This is a genomic window from Candidatus Polarisedimenticolia bacterium (assembly GCA_036004685.1).
In the GTDB taxonomy this organism is placed as follows: domain Bacteria; phylum Acidobacteriota; class Polarisedimenticolia; order Gp22-AA2; family AA152; genus DASYRE01.
In genome coordinates, this window is the sequence record DASYRE010000037.1 from 36649 (window position 1) to 50709 (window position 14061).

Sequence of the window (14061 nt, forward strand, 5' to 3'; positions counted from 1 at the left end):
GATCGGCAGGACGATTCAGCATGGTCTTCTAAGTCTTAATTTAGCATTGTGTCTCGCTTTTGGGCAAGGCCTCCCGGCCGGAACGGCTCACGGAAGCTTCCGTCTCATCACCAGGGCATCCTCATGGGTGTCACTATAGTACCCCTTCCTCCGGGCGACGACCCGGAACCCCAGCTTCTCGTAAAGGGAGAGGGCCACCCGGTTGGAAGGCCGCACTTCCAGGGTCACCCGCGTGCATTCCTGGGACCGGCCCTCCTCCATGAGGTGTCGGAGCAGCGCTTCTCCATGCCCGCGCCCTCGGGACTCTTCGCGGACCGCGATGTTGTTGACGCGGACCTCGGCATCCACCATCCAGGCGCACGCATAGGCCTCGATGCGACCGTCCCGGCCGCGCACGACCCGGCTGCAGGCAAAAGGGTTCTCTTCCATTTCATGCAGGAAATTCCGCGGACTCCAAGGAACGGAGAAGGTGGCCTCCTCGATGGCGACGACCTGGGCGAGATCTCCCGGACGCATCGGCTCGATACGCGTCCCTGTCACCTCCGGGGGCGGATTTCGGCGTCCGGCGGGCGGATGTAATTGGGCTGGAGGGCGCTTAAGGACCAGGGCATCCTCCCGGCCTGCCGCTCGGCGGCCCAGCGAGCCAGGGTGCCGCCCAGAAAGCAGGGATTAGGCTCGACCCAATCGGCCGAGCCGCGAACTTGAGCGATCAGATCGCAGTTCCTAAAGGCTCCGTCTCCGCAGAAGAGAACGGGGCCTTCCGGAAGCGCTTCCAGGAACTCCCGCGGCGATCCTCCCCGCTCCTTGAGCAGCGATCGTGGCGCCTCGGCGGCCGCATCGAACAACCCAGCATAGACCTCGCCGCGTCCGGCGTCGATCATCGGCGCCACCGGGAGTCCGCGATCCCGGTATGTCCGGGCCATGGCCTCGAGGGTCGAAAACCCGTGGGCGGGGATCCCGCCGGCCAGCGCCAGGCCCTTGACCGTGGCGATGCCGATGCGCAGTCCCGTGAACGTCCCAGGGCCCAGCCCCACCCCGAGCACTCCCACGTCGGCCATCCGGGTGCCGGACAGATCCAGGAGGAGATCCACGACGCGGAGCAACCGCTCCTGGTGATGGCCCGGAGCTTCCAGGTTGATTTCACCGAGGATCCGGCCGGCGCTCACGAGCGCGACGCTGCCGGCGGGGGTCGAGGTGTCGACGCCCAGGGCGATCATTCAGGCGCCGGCCCCGACGTTCTCGCGCTCGAGGAACTCCCTGATTTCGGCCTCCTGGTGCTCCCAGTCCAGGACGAAGGCGATCCCGACGTCGAAGCGTTCGGCTTTTCCGATCCCCTCCAGATCCTCCACCCGCACGACTCTCCCACGCAGCGTGATGGTCTCGGCGCCGGCCGGGTCGTGACAGCGGACGGCGACTTCCTCGCCAATGGAATAGGGCTTGCCGGTCTCGATCAGCAGCCCGCTGCGGCTGATGTTCCGCGCCGCGGAGGGCGAACCGGCGCTAGCGCCGTTGGCGGGCCGCAACTCGATCTTCAATCCGCGGCATCCCGCATCGAATCGGATGAAATCTCGCCGCTCCCGGTAGAAGACGGAGACCCCGTTGGGGCCCCGGGCCTTGGATTGGTAGAGGGCCTCCTCGGCTTTCGTGACGAGCCGATCGCCGACGGTGGCATCTTCGGGATACTGGGCCAGGCCGACGCTGAGGGTCATCTGAATCGGCTTGCCGTCGACGTCCCGGCGCACGAAATGCCTCTCGATCTCCCGCCGGATCCGCTCCGCCACGAGGTAGGCGCCCATGCGTTCGGTCTCGGGAAGAAGCAGGACGAATTCCTCGCCGCTGTAGCGGGCCGCCACGTCGATGTCCCGGATCTTGTTCTTGATGAGGATCGCGACTTCCTTGAGAAGGATGTCCCCCACCAGATCCCCGTGCCGCTCGTTGATCTCGCGAAAACTGTCCAGATCCATGTAGAGCAGCGCCAGATCGAGCTCGTAACGACGCGATCGGCGCAGCTCTTTCTGGAGGGCGGAGCGAAAATAGCGCTGGTTGTACAGCCCGGTGAGAGGATCGAGGGCGCTGGATCTCTCCGCCTCCTCGAGCACCTCCAGCTCGATGATCCGCGGCCGGGTCAGCTTGCGGTTGACGTTCAGGAGGTAGTCGAAAGTGGCCACTCTCAGGCCAATCTCCCTCCCGACGCGCGTGATCAGGTTGATACGGTGCTGGAGAATCGCGTTCCAGAGAGCCCGGGCTTCTTCCTCCTCCATGAGAAGCCGGGTCAAAATCAGCAGGAGCGCGGCGTGGACCTGGATTCCCGTTTCGGCGCGGATTTGCGACAGGCGATTCAAAATCCGCTCCTCGTTGTGCGTGTCCTCGTCCAGGAGCGCCAGCAGCTCCCCCTTGACGCGCTCCACCTCGTCGACCGTGATCACGAATCGCCCCGCTGGATGCCGCGTCCCTCGAGGCCTTCGAGGAAATTGTCCAGCGCTCCGGCATCCCCGGAAAGGAATCCCACCGCCACCCGGAAGCCTTCGGCCGGCGACCGGGGGCTCGGCGGAATGAGCCGCTCGACCCGGGCGCGGAGCCGCAGATCGGGTCGGGGAGGCCCCTCCGGAAGCCGGATCTCGAGCTCGTCTCCGACGCGGAACGGTCCCGGCGACTCGAGAAGCGCTCCCGTCGTGCCCAGCTCGCAGACCTTCAAACGCATCGGCTCCGCCGCCTCCGGCCCGAGAACCCCGCATTCAAGGGGCTTGCCCGCGACTCGAAAACGGATGCCGCGGCGCTTTTCCTGGAAATGGAGGACGGTGGAGTTTCCGCCGCCCGCGCGGGCCTGTTCGAGCGCCAACGAGGCGCACTGGAGAAGCCGCTCCGCCGTCTCTCCGTCGTCGGGGTAGGCGGCTACTCCCGCCGACATCGTGAGCAGGAGCCTCTCCCCCGCGCGACCGGGCTGCCGGGTGCGCTCTTCCACGGCCGCGCGAGCGCGCTCCGCGGCCGCACGGGCCCCGAGCCGCCGCGCCTCGGGAAGCAGCAGCGCGAGACGCGTCCCGCCGGCCCGCGCCACGACGTCGGTGTCCCGAAGACGGGCGCCGAGCGTGCGGAAGACCTCTTTCAGCGCCGCATCTCCCACGGTGCGCCCGTAGGCGGCATTCACGCGACCGAGGCCGTCCAGCTCGGCGAGGATCAGGCAGAAGCCGCGCGAGGCCCGGCGCGCGCGCCGGATTTCACGCTTCATCAGATCGAGGAACCAGCGGGAGGAAGCGAGGCGCGTCGCGGCGTTTGGCCGCGCGGCACGGAAGACGTTCTCGAGAAGCGCATCTTCGACGAGGGCCGGAGCCGCAAAGAACGCCTTTTCCTGCTGGAGGTAGTCCATGGCCGCCACGCGCCACCCAGGATCTCTTCCAAGATGCGAGGCCAGCGCTTCGCGGTGGGCGCCGAGGGAGTCCCAGAGGCCGGAGGCCTCCTCCTCGGAGAGCTCCGCCTGGATCACCAGCCTCATCAACGTCGAGCAAGTCGGCAATCCCTTCCGGCGGCAGACTTCCTGCAGGCGGGCCCGGGCCTCCCCCGGATCCCCCGGGGGGGACCCGTCGAGGATCAAGAGAAGCTCCTCGCGGGTCGTGGCATCCAGGCTCGGCGGGAACATCCAGGCGTGCACCCTGCACTCCCTTGAAGCGACAGGACTTATCCTAGCCTCGCCTGGAAAGAGCTGTCAACCCTTCCCTGCCGCGCCGCGGGGGATATGCCGCGAATTGTGAAACTTCGTCCCTCTCGCCACGTTTCAATCTCGGAGGATGCGGGTAAAATGAGACCCTTCGGATCCGAAAACCCCTACCTTCCTCGCTCGGGTGGACGATGAACCTGGTTGAGAAAAGATTCCCCCGCCGGGAAGCCGGGGCGGCCTCCTCCGCGGCTCGAGAGGCGTCCGCGCCGGCGCTGTCCGACGAGATTCTGGTGGCTCGGGTGAGGGCGGGCGAAGTTCACCACTACGAAGAAGTGATCCGACGCTACGAGCGGCCCATCGTCAACTTCATCTATCGGATGATCGGCGACTACGAACAGTCCCTGGATCTGGCGCAGGAAGTCTTCTTCAAGGCTTACCGTTCGCTGGATCGCTTCGACCCGACCTACCGTTTCTCCACCTGGATATACCGGATTGCCTCGAATCGCAGCATCGATCACCTGCGCAAGCAATCCCCCGCCCTTCTGTCGCTGGACGACACGGGGGATCCGGACAGGGGAGACGGGGTCGTCCAGCTGAAGAGCCCCTCGCGCGGTCCGGAGGATCTTCTCGCCAGCCGGGAGCTCGGCGATCGGATTGGCGAGGCGATCGAGGCCCTCCCCGCCGCTTATCGGGAGCTGATCCTGCTGCGCCATCTGCAGGGAATGGCCTACGAGAACATCGCGCGCGTCAAGAGCCTGCCGCTGGGAACGGTGAAGAACCGGCTGTTCCGCGCCCGCGAGATCCTCCGAAGAAAGCTGGAGAGCTGATGGAATCCTGCGCCCGCGTCATGCCCCTGGTTCCGCAGTATGCGGAGGGAGAGCTCTCCACCCCCGAGGCTTCGCGGGTGGCCTCGCACCTGGAGTGCTGCGGCTCCTGCATGGTCCGGGTGCGCCGCCATCGCGAGCTCTTGTCGGCGCTGGACCGGCTTCCCCAGGTGATCCCTCCTTCCAGCTTCCGCGCGTCGGTGATGAGCCGGGTGATGGCCGCCTCGCCGCCCGCCCGGGCCGATCGCCCCCGCCATCTCCGGCTGGTCAAGGCGCTGTTCTGGACGGCGCTCGCGGGCGCGGGCGGGTCCACCGCCGGCACGGCGGTCTTGTTGTGGGGACGGGACGTCGCAGGAAGAACGGCGCTCTTCGATCCGAATTTCTTCGTGGAGTGGATCGCCAGCTTCAGTCGATTCGCTTTGTCCCTCCTCCTGGAAATCGCTACGCGCTCCGAAGTTCCCGGACCGTTGCTTCCTTTCCACACCGCGCTCATCTCGGGGGGCTTCCTGACGGCGCTGTTGCTGGCCGCGCTCGCCGCCGGGGCGCTGGGGGTCGGATTCCTCGCGACGGTCCGAGCCCTGATGGGAAAATCGCGCTCCTGAGGCTTCCCGAGGCTTCCCCGAAGCTCCCCTCCCTCCCTGCCGGCACCGCGCAAGTCCTTTGATTTCCAAGGGAATAAATTTTGACAAAACTTTGACTGAGCATTATATTGCGGATATGACGTCGACACGGGGGGAAGTCCGGCCGGTTCAACGGGATCCCGAAAAAACCACACACGATCGCGGCGAGGCGGTCAGCTTGGGAGGTGGGAAGGCCATGTCATCGGGCGCCGAAGTCATCCAGATGATCGGCAGGCTGCAGGACCTCAAGGGATTCCGGGATCGGCATTGGGAAGGGACCTTCGAGGACTACCTTCAGATCGTCCGGCAGACTCCCCGCGCGACGCGCAGCGCCTTTCAGAGAATCTACGACATGATTCTCGCGCAAGGGACCCGCGAATACTACGAGTACAAGAAGAAAATCATCCACTACAACTTCTTCGACGACAAGGACTGCGCGGGCGTGGATGCGGTGTACGGCCTCGACATCCCTCTGATGAAGATGGTGAACGTCTTCAAGTCGGCGGCGAAGCGCTACGGAACGGAGAAGAGGGTCCTCCTGCTCCACGGTCCGGTGGGGAGCTCCAAGAGCACCATCGTCCGGAGGCTCAAGAAAGGCCTGGAGGAGTACTCGCGGACCGCGGACGGCGCCCTGTACAGCTTCTCCTGGGTGGTGGAGGACGAGAACACGCGCAAGAAGCAGGACCACGCGACGCTGGAGCTCGCCTGTCCCATGCACGAGGAGCCGCTGCACTTGATTCCGCTGGAGCTGCGCCAGGAAGTGTTCGCCCGGCTGAATGAGGGAAAGCCGGAAGCGGAGCGTCTGTCCGTGGAAGGCGAGCTCTGTCCCGCCTGCCGCCAGCAGTTCCAGGAGCTGACCCTGCGCTATGGCGGCGACTGGACCCGCATCATCTCCCATGTGAAGGTCCGGCGGCTCATCCTCTCCGAGAAGGATCGCGTCGGCATCGGCACGTTCCAGCCCAAGGACGAGAAGAACCAGGACTCCACGGAGCTGACCGGGGACATCAACTACCGGAAGATCGCCGAATACGGCTCCGATTCGGATCCGCGCGCCTTCAACTTCGACGGCGAGTTCAACATCGCCAACCGGGGCATCATCGAGTTCGTCGAGGTGCTGAAGCTGGACGTGGCGTTCCTCTACGATCTTCTCGGAGCTTCCCAGGAGCACAAGATCAAGCCGAAGAAGTTCGCCCAGTGCGACATCGACGAAGTCATCATCGGCCACACCAACGAGCCCGAGTATCGGAAGCTCCAGCACAACGAGTTCATGGAGGCGCTGCGGGATCGCACGGTGAAGATCGACATCCCTTACATCACCAAGCTCACCGAGGAGATTCGGATCTACGAGAAGGACTACAACCCCTCACGGATCCGCGGCAAGCACATCGCCCCCCACACCATCGAGATGGCGGCCATGTGGGCGATTCTGACCCGTCTCGAGGAGCCCAAGAAAGCCGATCTGACGCTGCTGCAGAAGCTGAAGCTCTACAACGGCAAGACCCTCCCCGGTTTCACCGAGGACAACGTCAAGGAGCTCCGCAAGGAGGCGGTCCGCGAGGGGATGGACGGCATCTCGCCCCGCTACATCCAGGACAAGATCAGCAATGCGCTCGTCTCCGACAAGGGAGAGGGGTGCATCAATCCTTTCATGGTGCTCAACGAGCTGGAGAGCGGGCTGAAGCATCATTCCCTGATCACGAACGAGGACCTGCGCAAGCGTTACCGGGACCTGCTTTCGGTCGTGAAGCAGGAGTACGAGGACATCGCCAAGAACGAGGTCCAGCGGGCCATCTCGGCGGACGAAGAAGCGATCAGTCGGCTCTGCGCGAACTACATCGACAACATCAAGGCCTATACGCAGAAGGAAAGGGTCCGCAACAAGTACACGGGCCAGGACGAAGAGCCCGACGAGCGGCTGATGCGATCGATCGAGGAGAAGATCGACATCCCCGAGAACCGGAAGGACGATTTCCGCCGGGAGATCATGAACTACATCGGCGCGCTGGCCGTGGAGCGCAAAACGTTCAACTACCGCACCAACGAGCGCCTCCACAAGGCCCTCGAGTTGAAGCTCTTCGAGGACCAGAAGGACTCCATCAAGCTGACGAGCCTGGTGAGCAGCGTCGTGGACAAGGAGACCCAGGAAAAGATCGATGTGGTGAAGAGCCGGCTCATCAAGGACTACGGCTACTGCGACGTCTGCGCGACGGATGTCCTGAACTACATCGCCAGCATCTTCGCCCGGGGAGATGCCCGGGATTAGCCAGCCGTCCGGCGGCCCGCAGGAGTCGGGACATCCGCCCGGCTCGCCGCGCCCGCCCGACCCCCCGCCCCCCGAGGACGGATGCTGAAATGATTCTCCGCATCGAACAGGACCATCACCGCTTCAAGCAGATCATCCGCGGGAAGATCAAGCAGGACCTCCGAAAATACATCTCCCGGGGCGAGCTCATCGGCCGGCGCGGCAAGGATCTGATCAGCATTCCTCTCCCGCAGATCGCCATCCCCCACTTCGTGCACGGCAGCCGCCAGGCCGGCGGTGTCGGCCAGGGCGACGGCGACGTCGGCACCGTCCTCGGGGCGGCCGAGCCCGAAGACGGGTCCGGCCAGGCCGGGGACTCCCCCGGCCAGCACATCCTGGAAGTCGACATCTCGCTCGAGGAGCTGGCGGAGATGCTGGGGGAGGAGTTGGAGCTTCCGCGGATTGAGCCCCGGGGCAAGAAGAACATCGTCGCCGAGAAGGCGCGCTATCACGGCATCACGCAGACCGGGCCGGAAGGGCTCCGGCATTTCCGCCGGACCTATAAGGAGATGCTGAAACGCTCCCTCGCAACGGGCACCTACCACCGCTCCGCCTCCGTGCCGTTCATCATCCGCGCCGACAAGCGCTACCGGACCTGGCGGACGACCGTCCTGCCGGAAACCACCGCCGCCGTCGTCTACATGATGGACGTCTCCGGCTCGATGGGTGAAGAGCAGAAGGAAATCGTGCGCATCGAGTCGTTCTGGATCGACACTTGGCTCCGGCACCATTACAAAGGGCTGGAGATCCGCTACCTGATCCACGACGCCGAGGCGAGAGAGGTGGATCAGGAGACCTTCTACCACACGCGGGAGAGCGGCGGGACGGTGATCTCGAGCGCCTACCGGCTGGCGCTGGACATCATCCGGAGCGATTATCCCGCCCAGGAGTGGAACGTCTACTGCTTCCATTTTTCCGACGGCGACAACTGGTCCCAAGGCGACACGCAGGAGTGCGTCCGTCTGCTGCGCGAGGATCTCCTCCCCGGCGTGAATCTGTTCTGCTACGGACAGGTCGAGAGCCCCTACGGAACGGGCCAGTTCCTCGTGGATCTCAAGGAGGCCTTCGGAAGCGAGGAGGCCGTCGCCCTTTCCAAGATCGAGAACAAGGACGCCATCCACCAGTCGATCAAGGAATTCCTGGGGAGAGGCCGATGAGCCTGCCCCCGCTGCTCGCCGCCTTGCAGAAGGAGATCGAGGGCCACGCGAAGAGCTACGGTCTCGACTTCTTCCCCGTCCTCTTCGAAGTGCTGGACTACCGCAAGCTGAATCAAGTCGCGGCGTACGGCGGGTTTCCCACGCGCTACCCTCATTGGCGATGGGGCATGGACTACGAGCAGCTCCAGAAGGGCTACACGTTCGGCCTGCAGCGCATCTACGAGATGGTGATCAACAACGATCCGTGCTACGCCTACCTCCTCGAGTGCAACGCCGACGTCGATCAGAAAATCGTCATGGCGCACGTCTACGCGCATTGCGATTTCTTCAAGAACAACGTCTGGTTCTCGCGCACCAATCGCAAGATGATGGACGAGATGGCCAATCACGCCACCCGGATCCGGCGTTACATGGACCGCCACGGCGTCGAGAAGACCGAGGCGTTCATCGACACCTGTCTTTCGATCGAGAACCTCATCGATCCCCACTCCCTGTTCATCGTCCGGGAGCGGCCGGCCCGCCCGCAACAGGAGGAGCCGCGCCCCGCGATCCGCCGGCTCAAGAGCAAGGAGTACATGCACGATTACATCAATCCCCCCGCCTACATCGCGCGGGAAGAGAAGCGCCTCCAGGATCAGGCCGAGAGGAAGAAGAGCTTTCCGGAGGAGCCGGCCCGGGACGTGCTGAAGTTCCTCATCGAGTACTCTCCCCTCGACAACTGGCAGCGCGACATCCTGAGCATCGTCCGCGAGGAAGCCTACTACTTCGCGCCCCAGGGACAGACCAAGATCATGAACGAGGGATGGGCCACCTACTGGCATTCCAAGATCATGACCGAGCGCTGCCTCACCGACGCCGAGGTGATCGACTACGCCGATCACCATTCGGGGACTGTCGCGGCGCACCCGGGGCGCCTGAACCCGTACAAGCTCGGGGTCGAGCTGTTCCGGGACATCGAGGACCGCTGGAACCGCGGACGATTCGGCAAGGAATACGAGGAATGCGAGACCCTGACGGAGCGGCTGGCCTGGGATCGCAAGCTGGGGCTCGGCCGGGGAAAGATCTTCGAGGTCCGGCGATTCGGCAACGACGTCACCTTCATCGACAACTACCTCACCGAGGAATTCTGCCGCCGTCATAAGATGTTCGTCTACGATTTCAACCCGAAGACCGGCCTCTACCAGATCAGCAGCCGCAGCTTCCGGGAAATCAAGCAGAAGCTGCTCTTCCAGCTCACCAATCGAGGACTGCCCTTCGTGGAGGTGGCTGACGGCAACCATCGGAACAAGGGAGAGCTCCTCCTCCGGCACCGGTACGAAGGAGTCCCGCTGCGGTCCGACTATGCGCGCGACACGTTGCGGAACGTCCAGAAGATTTGGCAGCGTCCGGTGAATCTGGCGACCGTCGTGGACGACAAACCCCGTATCATCACCTTCACCGGAGAGTCCTTCGAGGAGACGGAGGTCGGCGACCAGGTCGCCTGATCCGGAGCTCATGCCGCATTCTCCCCCGCTCGCGTCCGAAGACGTCGCCGCGCCTCCCCCCCCGGTCCTCTGGGCCATGGCCGGCGGGAAGGGAGGGGTCGGCCGGACGCTCCTGGCCGCCAACATGGGGATCCAGATGGCCCGGCTGGGGAGGAAAGTGGCCCTCGCCGATCTCGACTTCCACGGCGCCAACCTCCCCTCCTATCTCGGACTCGGGCGGATCCCCCGCAGCCTGGAAGGCTTGCTGGAGTCGGACGACGCCGCCCTTCCGTCCCTGATGCGGGATACGTCCGTCGCGGGACTCAAGCTCCTGGCCGGCTCGCAACGCTCCCTCTCGCCGGCCGAGCGGGAGCTGATCCTCAAGCGGTTCCTCGACAAAACGGCTTCCCTGCCGGTGGACATCGTCCTGGTGGATTGCGGGTCGGGACGGGGGCCGGAGACGCTGGATCTCTTTCGCGCCGCGCGCCTCGGAATCCTCGTGACGAGCCCCGAGCCGGCTTCCTTCGAATCGCTCTATCTCTTCACCGAATCGCTGATTCAGAGAATCCTGGAGTCCCGCCTTCCGGGGGAGGACCGGGAGAAGCTCGCCATCGCGGCGGCCCTCGAGGATCCTCAGAGCGACCATTCGAGCTTTCGCGCGGCCGTGGAGCGCCTGCGTGGCGAAGAACCTGAACTGTGCGGCAGAATCCTGGAGCTGCTGAAACCGCTTCGCCTCCGGCTGATCCTCAACCAGGCCCGCGGCGATTCAGAGACGGAGATTACCGACCTCCTGCGGAGCGGTTTCGACAAGTTCTTCGGCCTGGAGCTGAAGCCGGTGGGCTGCGTGGAATACGATCTTTCGGTCCTGCAATCCGTCCAGAAGCGCAAGCCGCTCTCCCAGCAATATCCCAACTCCCCGGCGACCCAGGGGATCGAGCGCACCGTCTCGGCGCTCCTCTCCCCGTTCCGGGAAGCCGACGTTGAACCGCCGCTCTCGCGGGACTTGAGCTCGCTCGATTATTACCGCCTTCTCGAGGTCCTTCCCGGCGCCCCCTCCAAGGAGATCCAGCAGTCCTACCAGCTGCTGAAGCGCGCCTACGATCCCGAATCCCCCTTCCGCCACCCCGGCCTGTCGCCCGGACGGGTGGAGCAAGTGGCCTCCTTGGTCGAGAACGCCTACCGAACCTTGATTTTTCTGGAGAGCCGGGCCGAGTACGATCGCCGGCTCGTCGCGGAAGGGATCCTCCGTCCCGAGGACGTGCGCCCGCCGGAGCCCGAGCTCCCCGCCTCTCCCGACGCCGCGCCGGCGGCCGAGGCCGCTGAAACCGTCACTACCGTTCCCGTCTCCGCGGCGGACGAATCGAAGAGCGAGCCTCCCGGACCGAAAGCCGCTTCCTCCTCGGAGGCGAAGATCCCCGGCCGTGGCGTGCCCGTCACCGGAGCCTCGCTGCGCGAGCACCGGGAGGGACGGAAGCTTAGCCTGGAGGCGATCGTTGAGCGCACCAAGATTCGCCCCTCGATCCTCGAAGCGCTGGAGGCGGATCGATTCGCCGAATTACCCGAGGCTGTTTTCCTGCGCGGCTTTCTGCGCCAGCTGGCGCTTTGCCTCGGGCTGGATCCGGCCGTCGTGAGCCGCGAGTACATGGCGCGAATCCATCCTCCCGAGAAGGCGATCCCCAAGCGCTCCCGCTAGGACCCCTCCTCCTCACGCCTTCCTTTCCGAACGCGGAATAGATAGAATCCGGCCTCAATTCTGGTGAAATCATGCTCGAAAACGGGACTCTCGAAGACGTCCGGGATCTCGAAGGCTACTTCCAGTCCGGGGCGAAGCCTCACGAGGACTGGGGTGTCGGGATCGAGTACGAGCGGGCGGGGGTCTGCGCCGAAAGCGGCCGGGCCATCCCCTACCACGGCCGCGCCTCCCTCTCGTCGCTGCTGGCTCGGCTGGTCTCGATGGACGGATGGCATCCATCGTACGCCGGCGAGCACATCATCGCCTTGGAGAAGGACGGGGTCCGGATCACCGTAGAGCCCGGCGGGCAGCTCGAGCTGTCGGGAAAGGTGCACCGCCGGCTGGAGGACCTCCGCGAAGAGGTGGCCCGCTTCAGCGCCCGGATCCGCGATCATTCCCGGCCCCTGGGAATCGCGTGGCTCGGCGTGGGGCTTCAGCCCTTCTCCCCGCTCCACGAGATCGAATGGGTTCCCAAGCCCCGGTACGCCGTCATGTCCGCCCACCTGGCGTCGACCGGGGAGCTGAGCCATCGCATGATGAAGCAGACGGCCGGCGTCCAGGTCAATCTCGACTACGACGACGAAGCCGATGCCATGGACAAGCTTCGCACGGCGATGGCCGCCACCTCGCTGGTCACCGCGCTGTTCGCTAATTCCCCCCTCCTCGAAGGGAAGCCCACGGGATTCATGAGCTATCGCGCCTGGATCTGGCTGCACACCGACCCGGCCCGCTGCGGGTTGCTGCCTTTCGCCTGGTCGGAGGAAGTCCGCTTCCGCGATTATCTCGACTACGCCCTGGACGTTCCTCTCATGTTCATCCAGCGCGAGGCGGGCTTCCGGCGCGTCACGGGCCTCACGTTCCGCGACTACCTCCGGACGGGCTTCCGGGAGCACCGGGCGACCCTGGCCGATTTCGAGCTCCACCTCACCACCCTCTTCCCGGAGGTCCGCCTTAAGCGGTATCTCGAGATCCGGGGCGGAGATTCGGGGGACGGCGCCTCCGCCGTCTGTCTGGTGGCGTTGTGGAAGGGGTTGCTCTATGATGCCGCCTCTCGCCGGGAGGCCTGGGGCCTGGTGTCCGGGTTCTCGACCCAGGAGAGGCTCGAATTCCACCAGCAAGCCTCGCGGATCGGCGCTCGGGCGCGACTGGGCCGGCGATCGGCGCTCGCCATGGGGACGGACCTCTACCGCATCGCGGCCGAGGGATTGTCGAGGCAGGGCGAGCCATCCTCTCTTCTCGATCCGTTGGCGGAGATCCTCTTCGAGGCCAAAAGCAGCCCCGCGCGGCTCTTACAGGAGCGATGGCTCGGCGAGTGGCGTCAAGAGCCGCTGCGGCTGATCGAGTTCTGCGGACGGAACACTTTGAAACCGACCCAGTCACCGGGAGGAAGCGGTGCCGAAGATTATTGAGACGGTTCCGAATTTCAGCGAGGGCCGCCGCCTCGAGGTGGTCCAGGCCATCGTGCAAGCGGTGCGGAGCACCCCGCAGGGGGCGCGCGTCCTGGACGTCTCTTCCGACGCCGATCACAACCGATCCGTTCTGACCATGGCGGGCGACGAGCAGGAGGTGCGCGCCTCCATCCTCGCCCTTTTCGAGGCCGCCCTGCAGCACATCGATCTCAGGAGCCACCGCGGCGAGCATCCGCGCCTGGGGGCGGTCGACGTCGTCCCCTTCGTCCCGGTCAAGGAGGTCGCGATGGCCGATTGCGTGCGGCTGGCGCGCTCGCTGGGGGAGGAGATCGCGGGGCGCTTCCAGGTACCCGTCTACCTCTACGAGGAGGCGGCCACCGCCGAGCACCGTCGCAACCTGGCGGACATTCGCAAGGGGGAATTCGAGGCCTTGCCCCGGAAGCTGAAGGAAGCCCTCTGGGCTCCCGATTTCGGACCCGCGGAGCCCCACGCTTCGGCCGGCGCGACGGTGATCGGGGCCCGCGAGTTCCTGATCGCGTTCAACGTGAACCTGGGCACGCCCGACGTGCAGATCGCCGAAAAGATCGCCCGCGCGATCCGGCACAGCAGCGGAGGCCTGCGGTTTTGCAAGGCCATGGGCGTGATGCTCTCCGATCGGCGCCTGGCCCAGGTCTCCATCAACATGGTCAATTTCAAGAAGACCCCGCTGCATCGCGTCGTGGAGATGATCAAGAGCGAGGCGGCGCGCTACGGAGTCCCGGTCGTCGGCAGCGAGATCGTGGGGCTCGTGCCCAACGACGCGCTCCTCTCCGCCGCCGACTTCTATCTTCGCCTGGAGGATTTCCACGTCTCGCAGGTCCTCGAGAACCGGCTAGCCGAGCCCGGAGGGGAGTGACCTTTTC

The 14061-nt window shown here is 65.1% G+C and carries 12 protein-coding genes; 8 read left to right on the plus strand and 4 right to left on the minus strand.

The window, feature by feature from the left end; translation table 11 throughout:
• Positions 1–87: 87 nt before the first annotated feature.
• Genes rimI through VGR67_10095 form a run of 4 tightly spaced genes read right to left on the minus strand, consistent with a single transcriptional unit; the run spans position 88 to position 3646 of the window.
• On the minus strand, positions 88–540 hold the full coding sequence (gene rimI / locus VGR67_10080; protein HEV8336753.1) for a ribosomal protein S18-alanine N-acetyltransferase: 453 nt from the start codon (positions 538–540) through the stop codon (positions 88–90).
• Entirely contained in the window at positions 537–1217 is a 681-nt protein-coding gene (tsaB, locus tag VGR67_10085; GenBank protein HEV8336754.1) for a tRNA (adenosine(37)-N6)-threonylcarbamoyltransferase complex dimerization subunit type 1 TsaB, read from the minus strand. The genes rimI and tsaB overlap by 4 nt, the downstream gene beginning before the upstream one ends.
• A complete protein-coding gene (locus tag VGR67_10090; GenBank protein HEV8336755.1) occupies positions 1218–2426 on the minus strand; it encodes a diguanylate cyclase in 1209 nt (402 codons plus the stop codon).
• The gene (locus VGR67_10095; protein HEV8336756.1) at positions 2423–3646 is read right to left on the minus strand and encodes a GGDEF domain-containing protein; all 1224 of its coding nucleotides are present in this window, start codon (positions 3644–3646) and stop codon (positions 2423–2425) included. The genes VGR67_10090 and VGR67_10095 overlap by 4 nt, the downstream gene beginning before the upstream one ends.
• A 197-nt stretch (positions 3647–3843) precedes the next feature.
• Here VGR67_10095 and VGR67_10100 point away from each other — a divergent pair, with 197 nt between their 5' ends.
• From VGR67_10100 to ftcD, 8 genes are all read left to right on the plus strand, one after another.
• Positions 3844–4479 (plus strand): sigma-70 family RNA polymerase sigma factor, encoded by a 636-nt coding sequence (locus VGR67_10100; protein ID HEV8336757.1) that lies wholly within the window; start codon positions 3844–3846, stop codon positions 4477–4479.
• Entirely contained in the window at positions 4479–5078 is a 600-nt protein-coding gene (locus VGR67_10105; protein HEV8336758.1) for a zf-HC2 domain-containing protein, read from the plus strand. Before VGR67_10100 ends, VGR67_10105 begins: the two co-directional genes overlap by 1 nt.
• A 214-nt stretch (positions 5079–5292) precedes the next feature.
• Positions 5293–7359 carry a serine protein kinase gene (locus VGR67_10110; protein HEV8336759.1) on the plus strand — a complete coding sequence of 689 codons (2067 nt, stop codon included), beginning with the start codon at positions 5293–5295 and terminating at the stop codon, positions 7357–7359.
• An 89-nt stretch (positions 7360–7448) separates the two neighbouring features.
• Positions 7449–8555, plus strand: a complete 1107-nt coding sequence (locus VGR67_10115; protein HEV8336760.1) for a DUF444 family protein — start codon at positions 7449–7451, stop codon at positions 8553–8555.
• The gene (locus tag VGR67_10120) at positions 8552–10039 is read left to right on the plus strand and encodes a SpoVR family protein (protein ID HEV8336761.1); all 1488 of its coding nucleotides are present in this window, start codon (positions 8552–8554) and stop codon (positions 10037–10039) included. Before VGR67_10115 ends, VGR67_10120 begins: the two co-directional genes overlap by 4 nt.
• Positions 10040–10049: 10 nt before the next feature.
• Positions 10050–11711, plus strand: a complete 1662-nt coding sequence (locus VGR67_10125; GenBank protein HEV8336762.1) for a helix-turn-helix domain-containing protein — start codon at positions 10050–10052, stop codon at positions 11709–11711.
• A gap of 71 nt (positions 11712–11782) precedes the next feature.
• Complete coding sequence (locus VGR67_10130; GenBank protein HEV8336763.1) at positions 11783–13159, plus strand: glutamate-cysteine ligase family protein; 1377 nt, start codon at positions 11783–11785, stop codon at positions 13157–13159.
• Positions 13143–14054 carry a glutamate formimidoyltransferase gene (gene ftcD, locus VGR67_10135; protein ID HEV8336764.1) on the plus strand — a complete coding sequence of 304 codons (912 nt, stop codon included), beginning with the start codon at positions 13143–13145 and terminating at the stop codon, positions 14052–14054. The genes VGR67_10130 and ftcD overlap by 17 nt, the downstream gene beginning before the upstream one ends.
• Positions 14055–14061: the final 7 nt, after the last annotated feature.

What these genes read in the sequence shown, in the direction of transcription:
- tsaB (HEV8336754.1), bottom strand. Translation starts at nt 1,217, where the DNA reads ATGATCGCCCTGGGCGTCGACACCTCGACCCCCGCCGGCAGCGTCGCG.
- VGR67_10100 (HEV8336757.1), top strand. Translation starts at nt 3,844, where the DNA reads ATGAACCTGGTTGAGAAAAGATTCCCCCGCCGGGAAGCCGGGGCGGCC.
- VGR67_10105 (HEV8336758.1), top strand. Translation starts at nt 4,479, where the DNA reads ATGGAATCCTGCGCCCGCGTCATGCCCCTGGTTCCGCAGTATGCGGAG.
- VGR67_10110 (HEV8336759.1), top strand. Translation starts at nt 5,293, where the DNA reads ATGTCATCGGGCGCCGAAGTCATCCAGATGATCGGCAGGCTGCAGGAC.
- VGR67_10115 (HEV8336760.1), top strand. Translation starts at nt 7,449, where the DNA reads ATGATTCTCCGCATCGAACAGGACCATCACCGCTTCAAGCAGATCATC.
- VGR67_10120 (HEV8336761.1), top strand. Translation starts at nt 8,552, where the DNA reads ATGAGCCTGCCCCCGCTGCTCGCCGCCTTGCAGAAGGAGATCGAGGGC.
- VGR67_10125 (HEV8336762.1), top strand. Translation starts at nt 10,050, where the DNA reads ATGCCGCATTCTCCCCCGCTCGCGTCCGAAGACGTCGCCGCGCCTCCC.
- VGR67_10130 (HEV8336763.1), top strand. Translation starts at nt 11,783, where the DNA reads ATGCTCGAAAACGGGACTCTCGAAGACGTCCGGGATCTCGAAGGCTAC.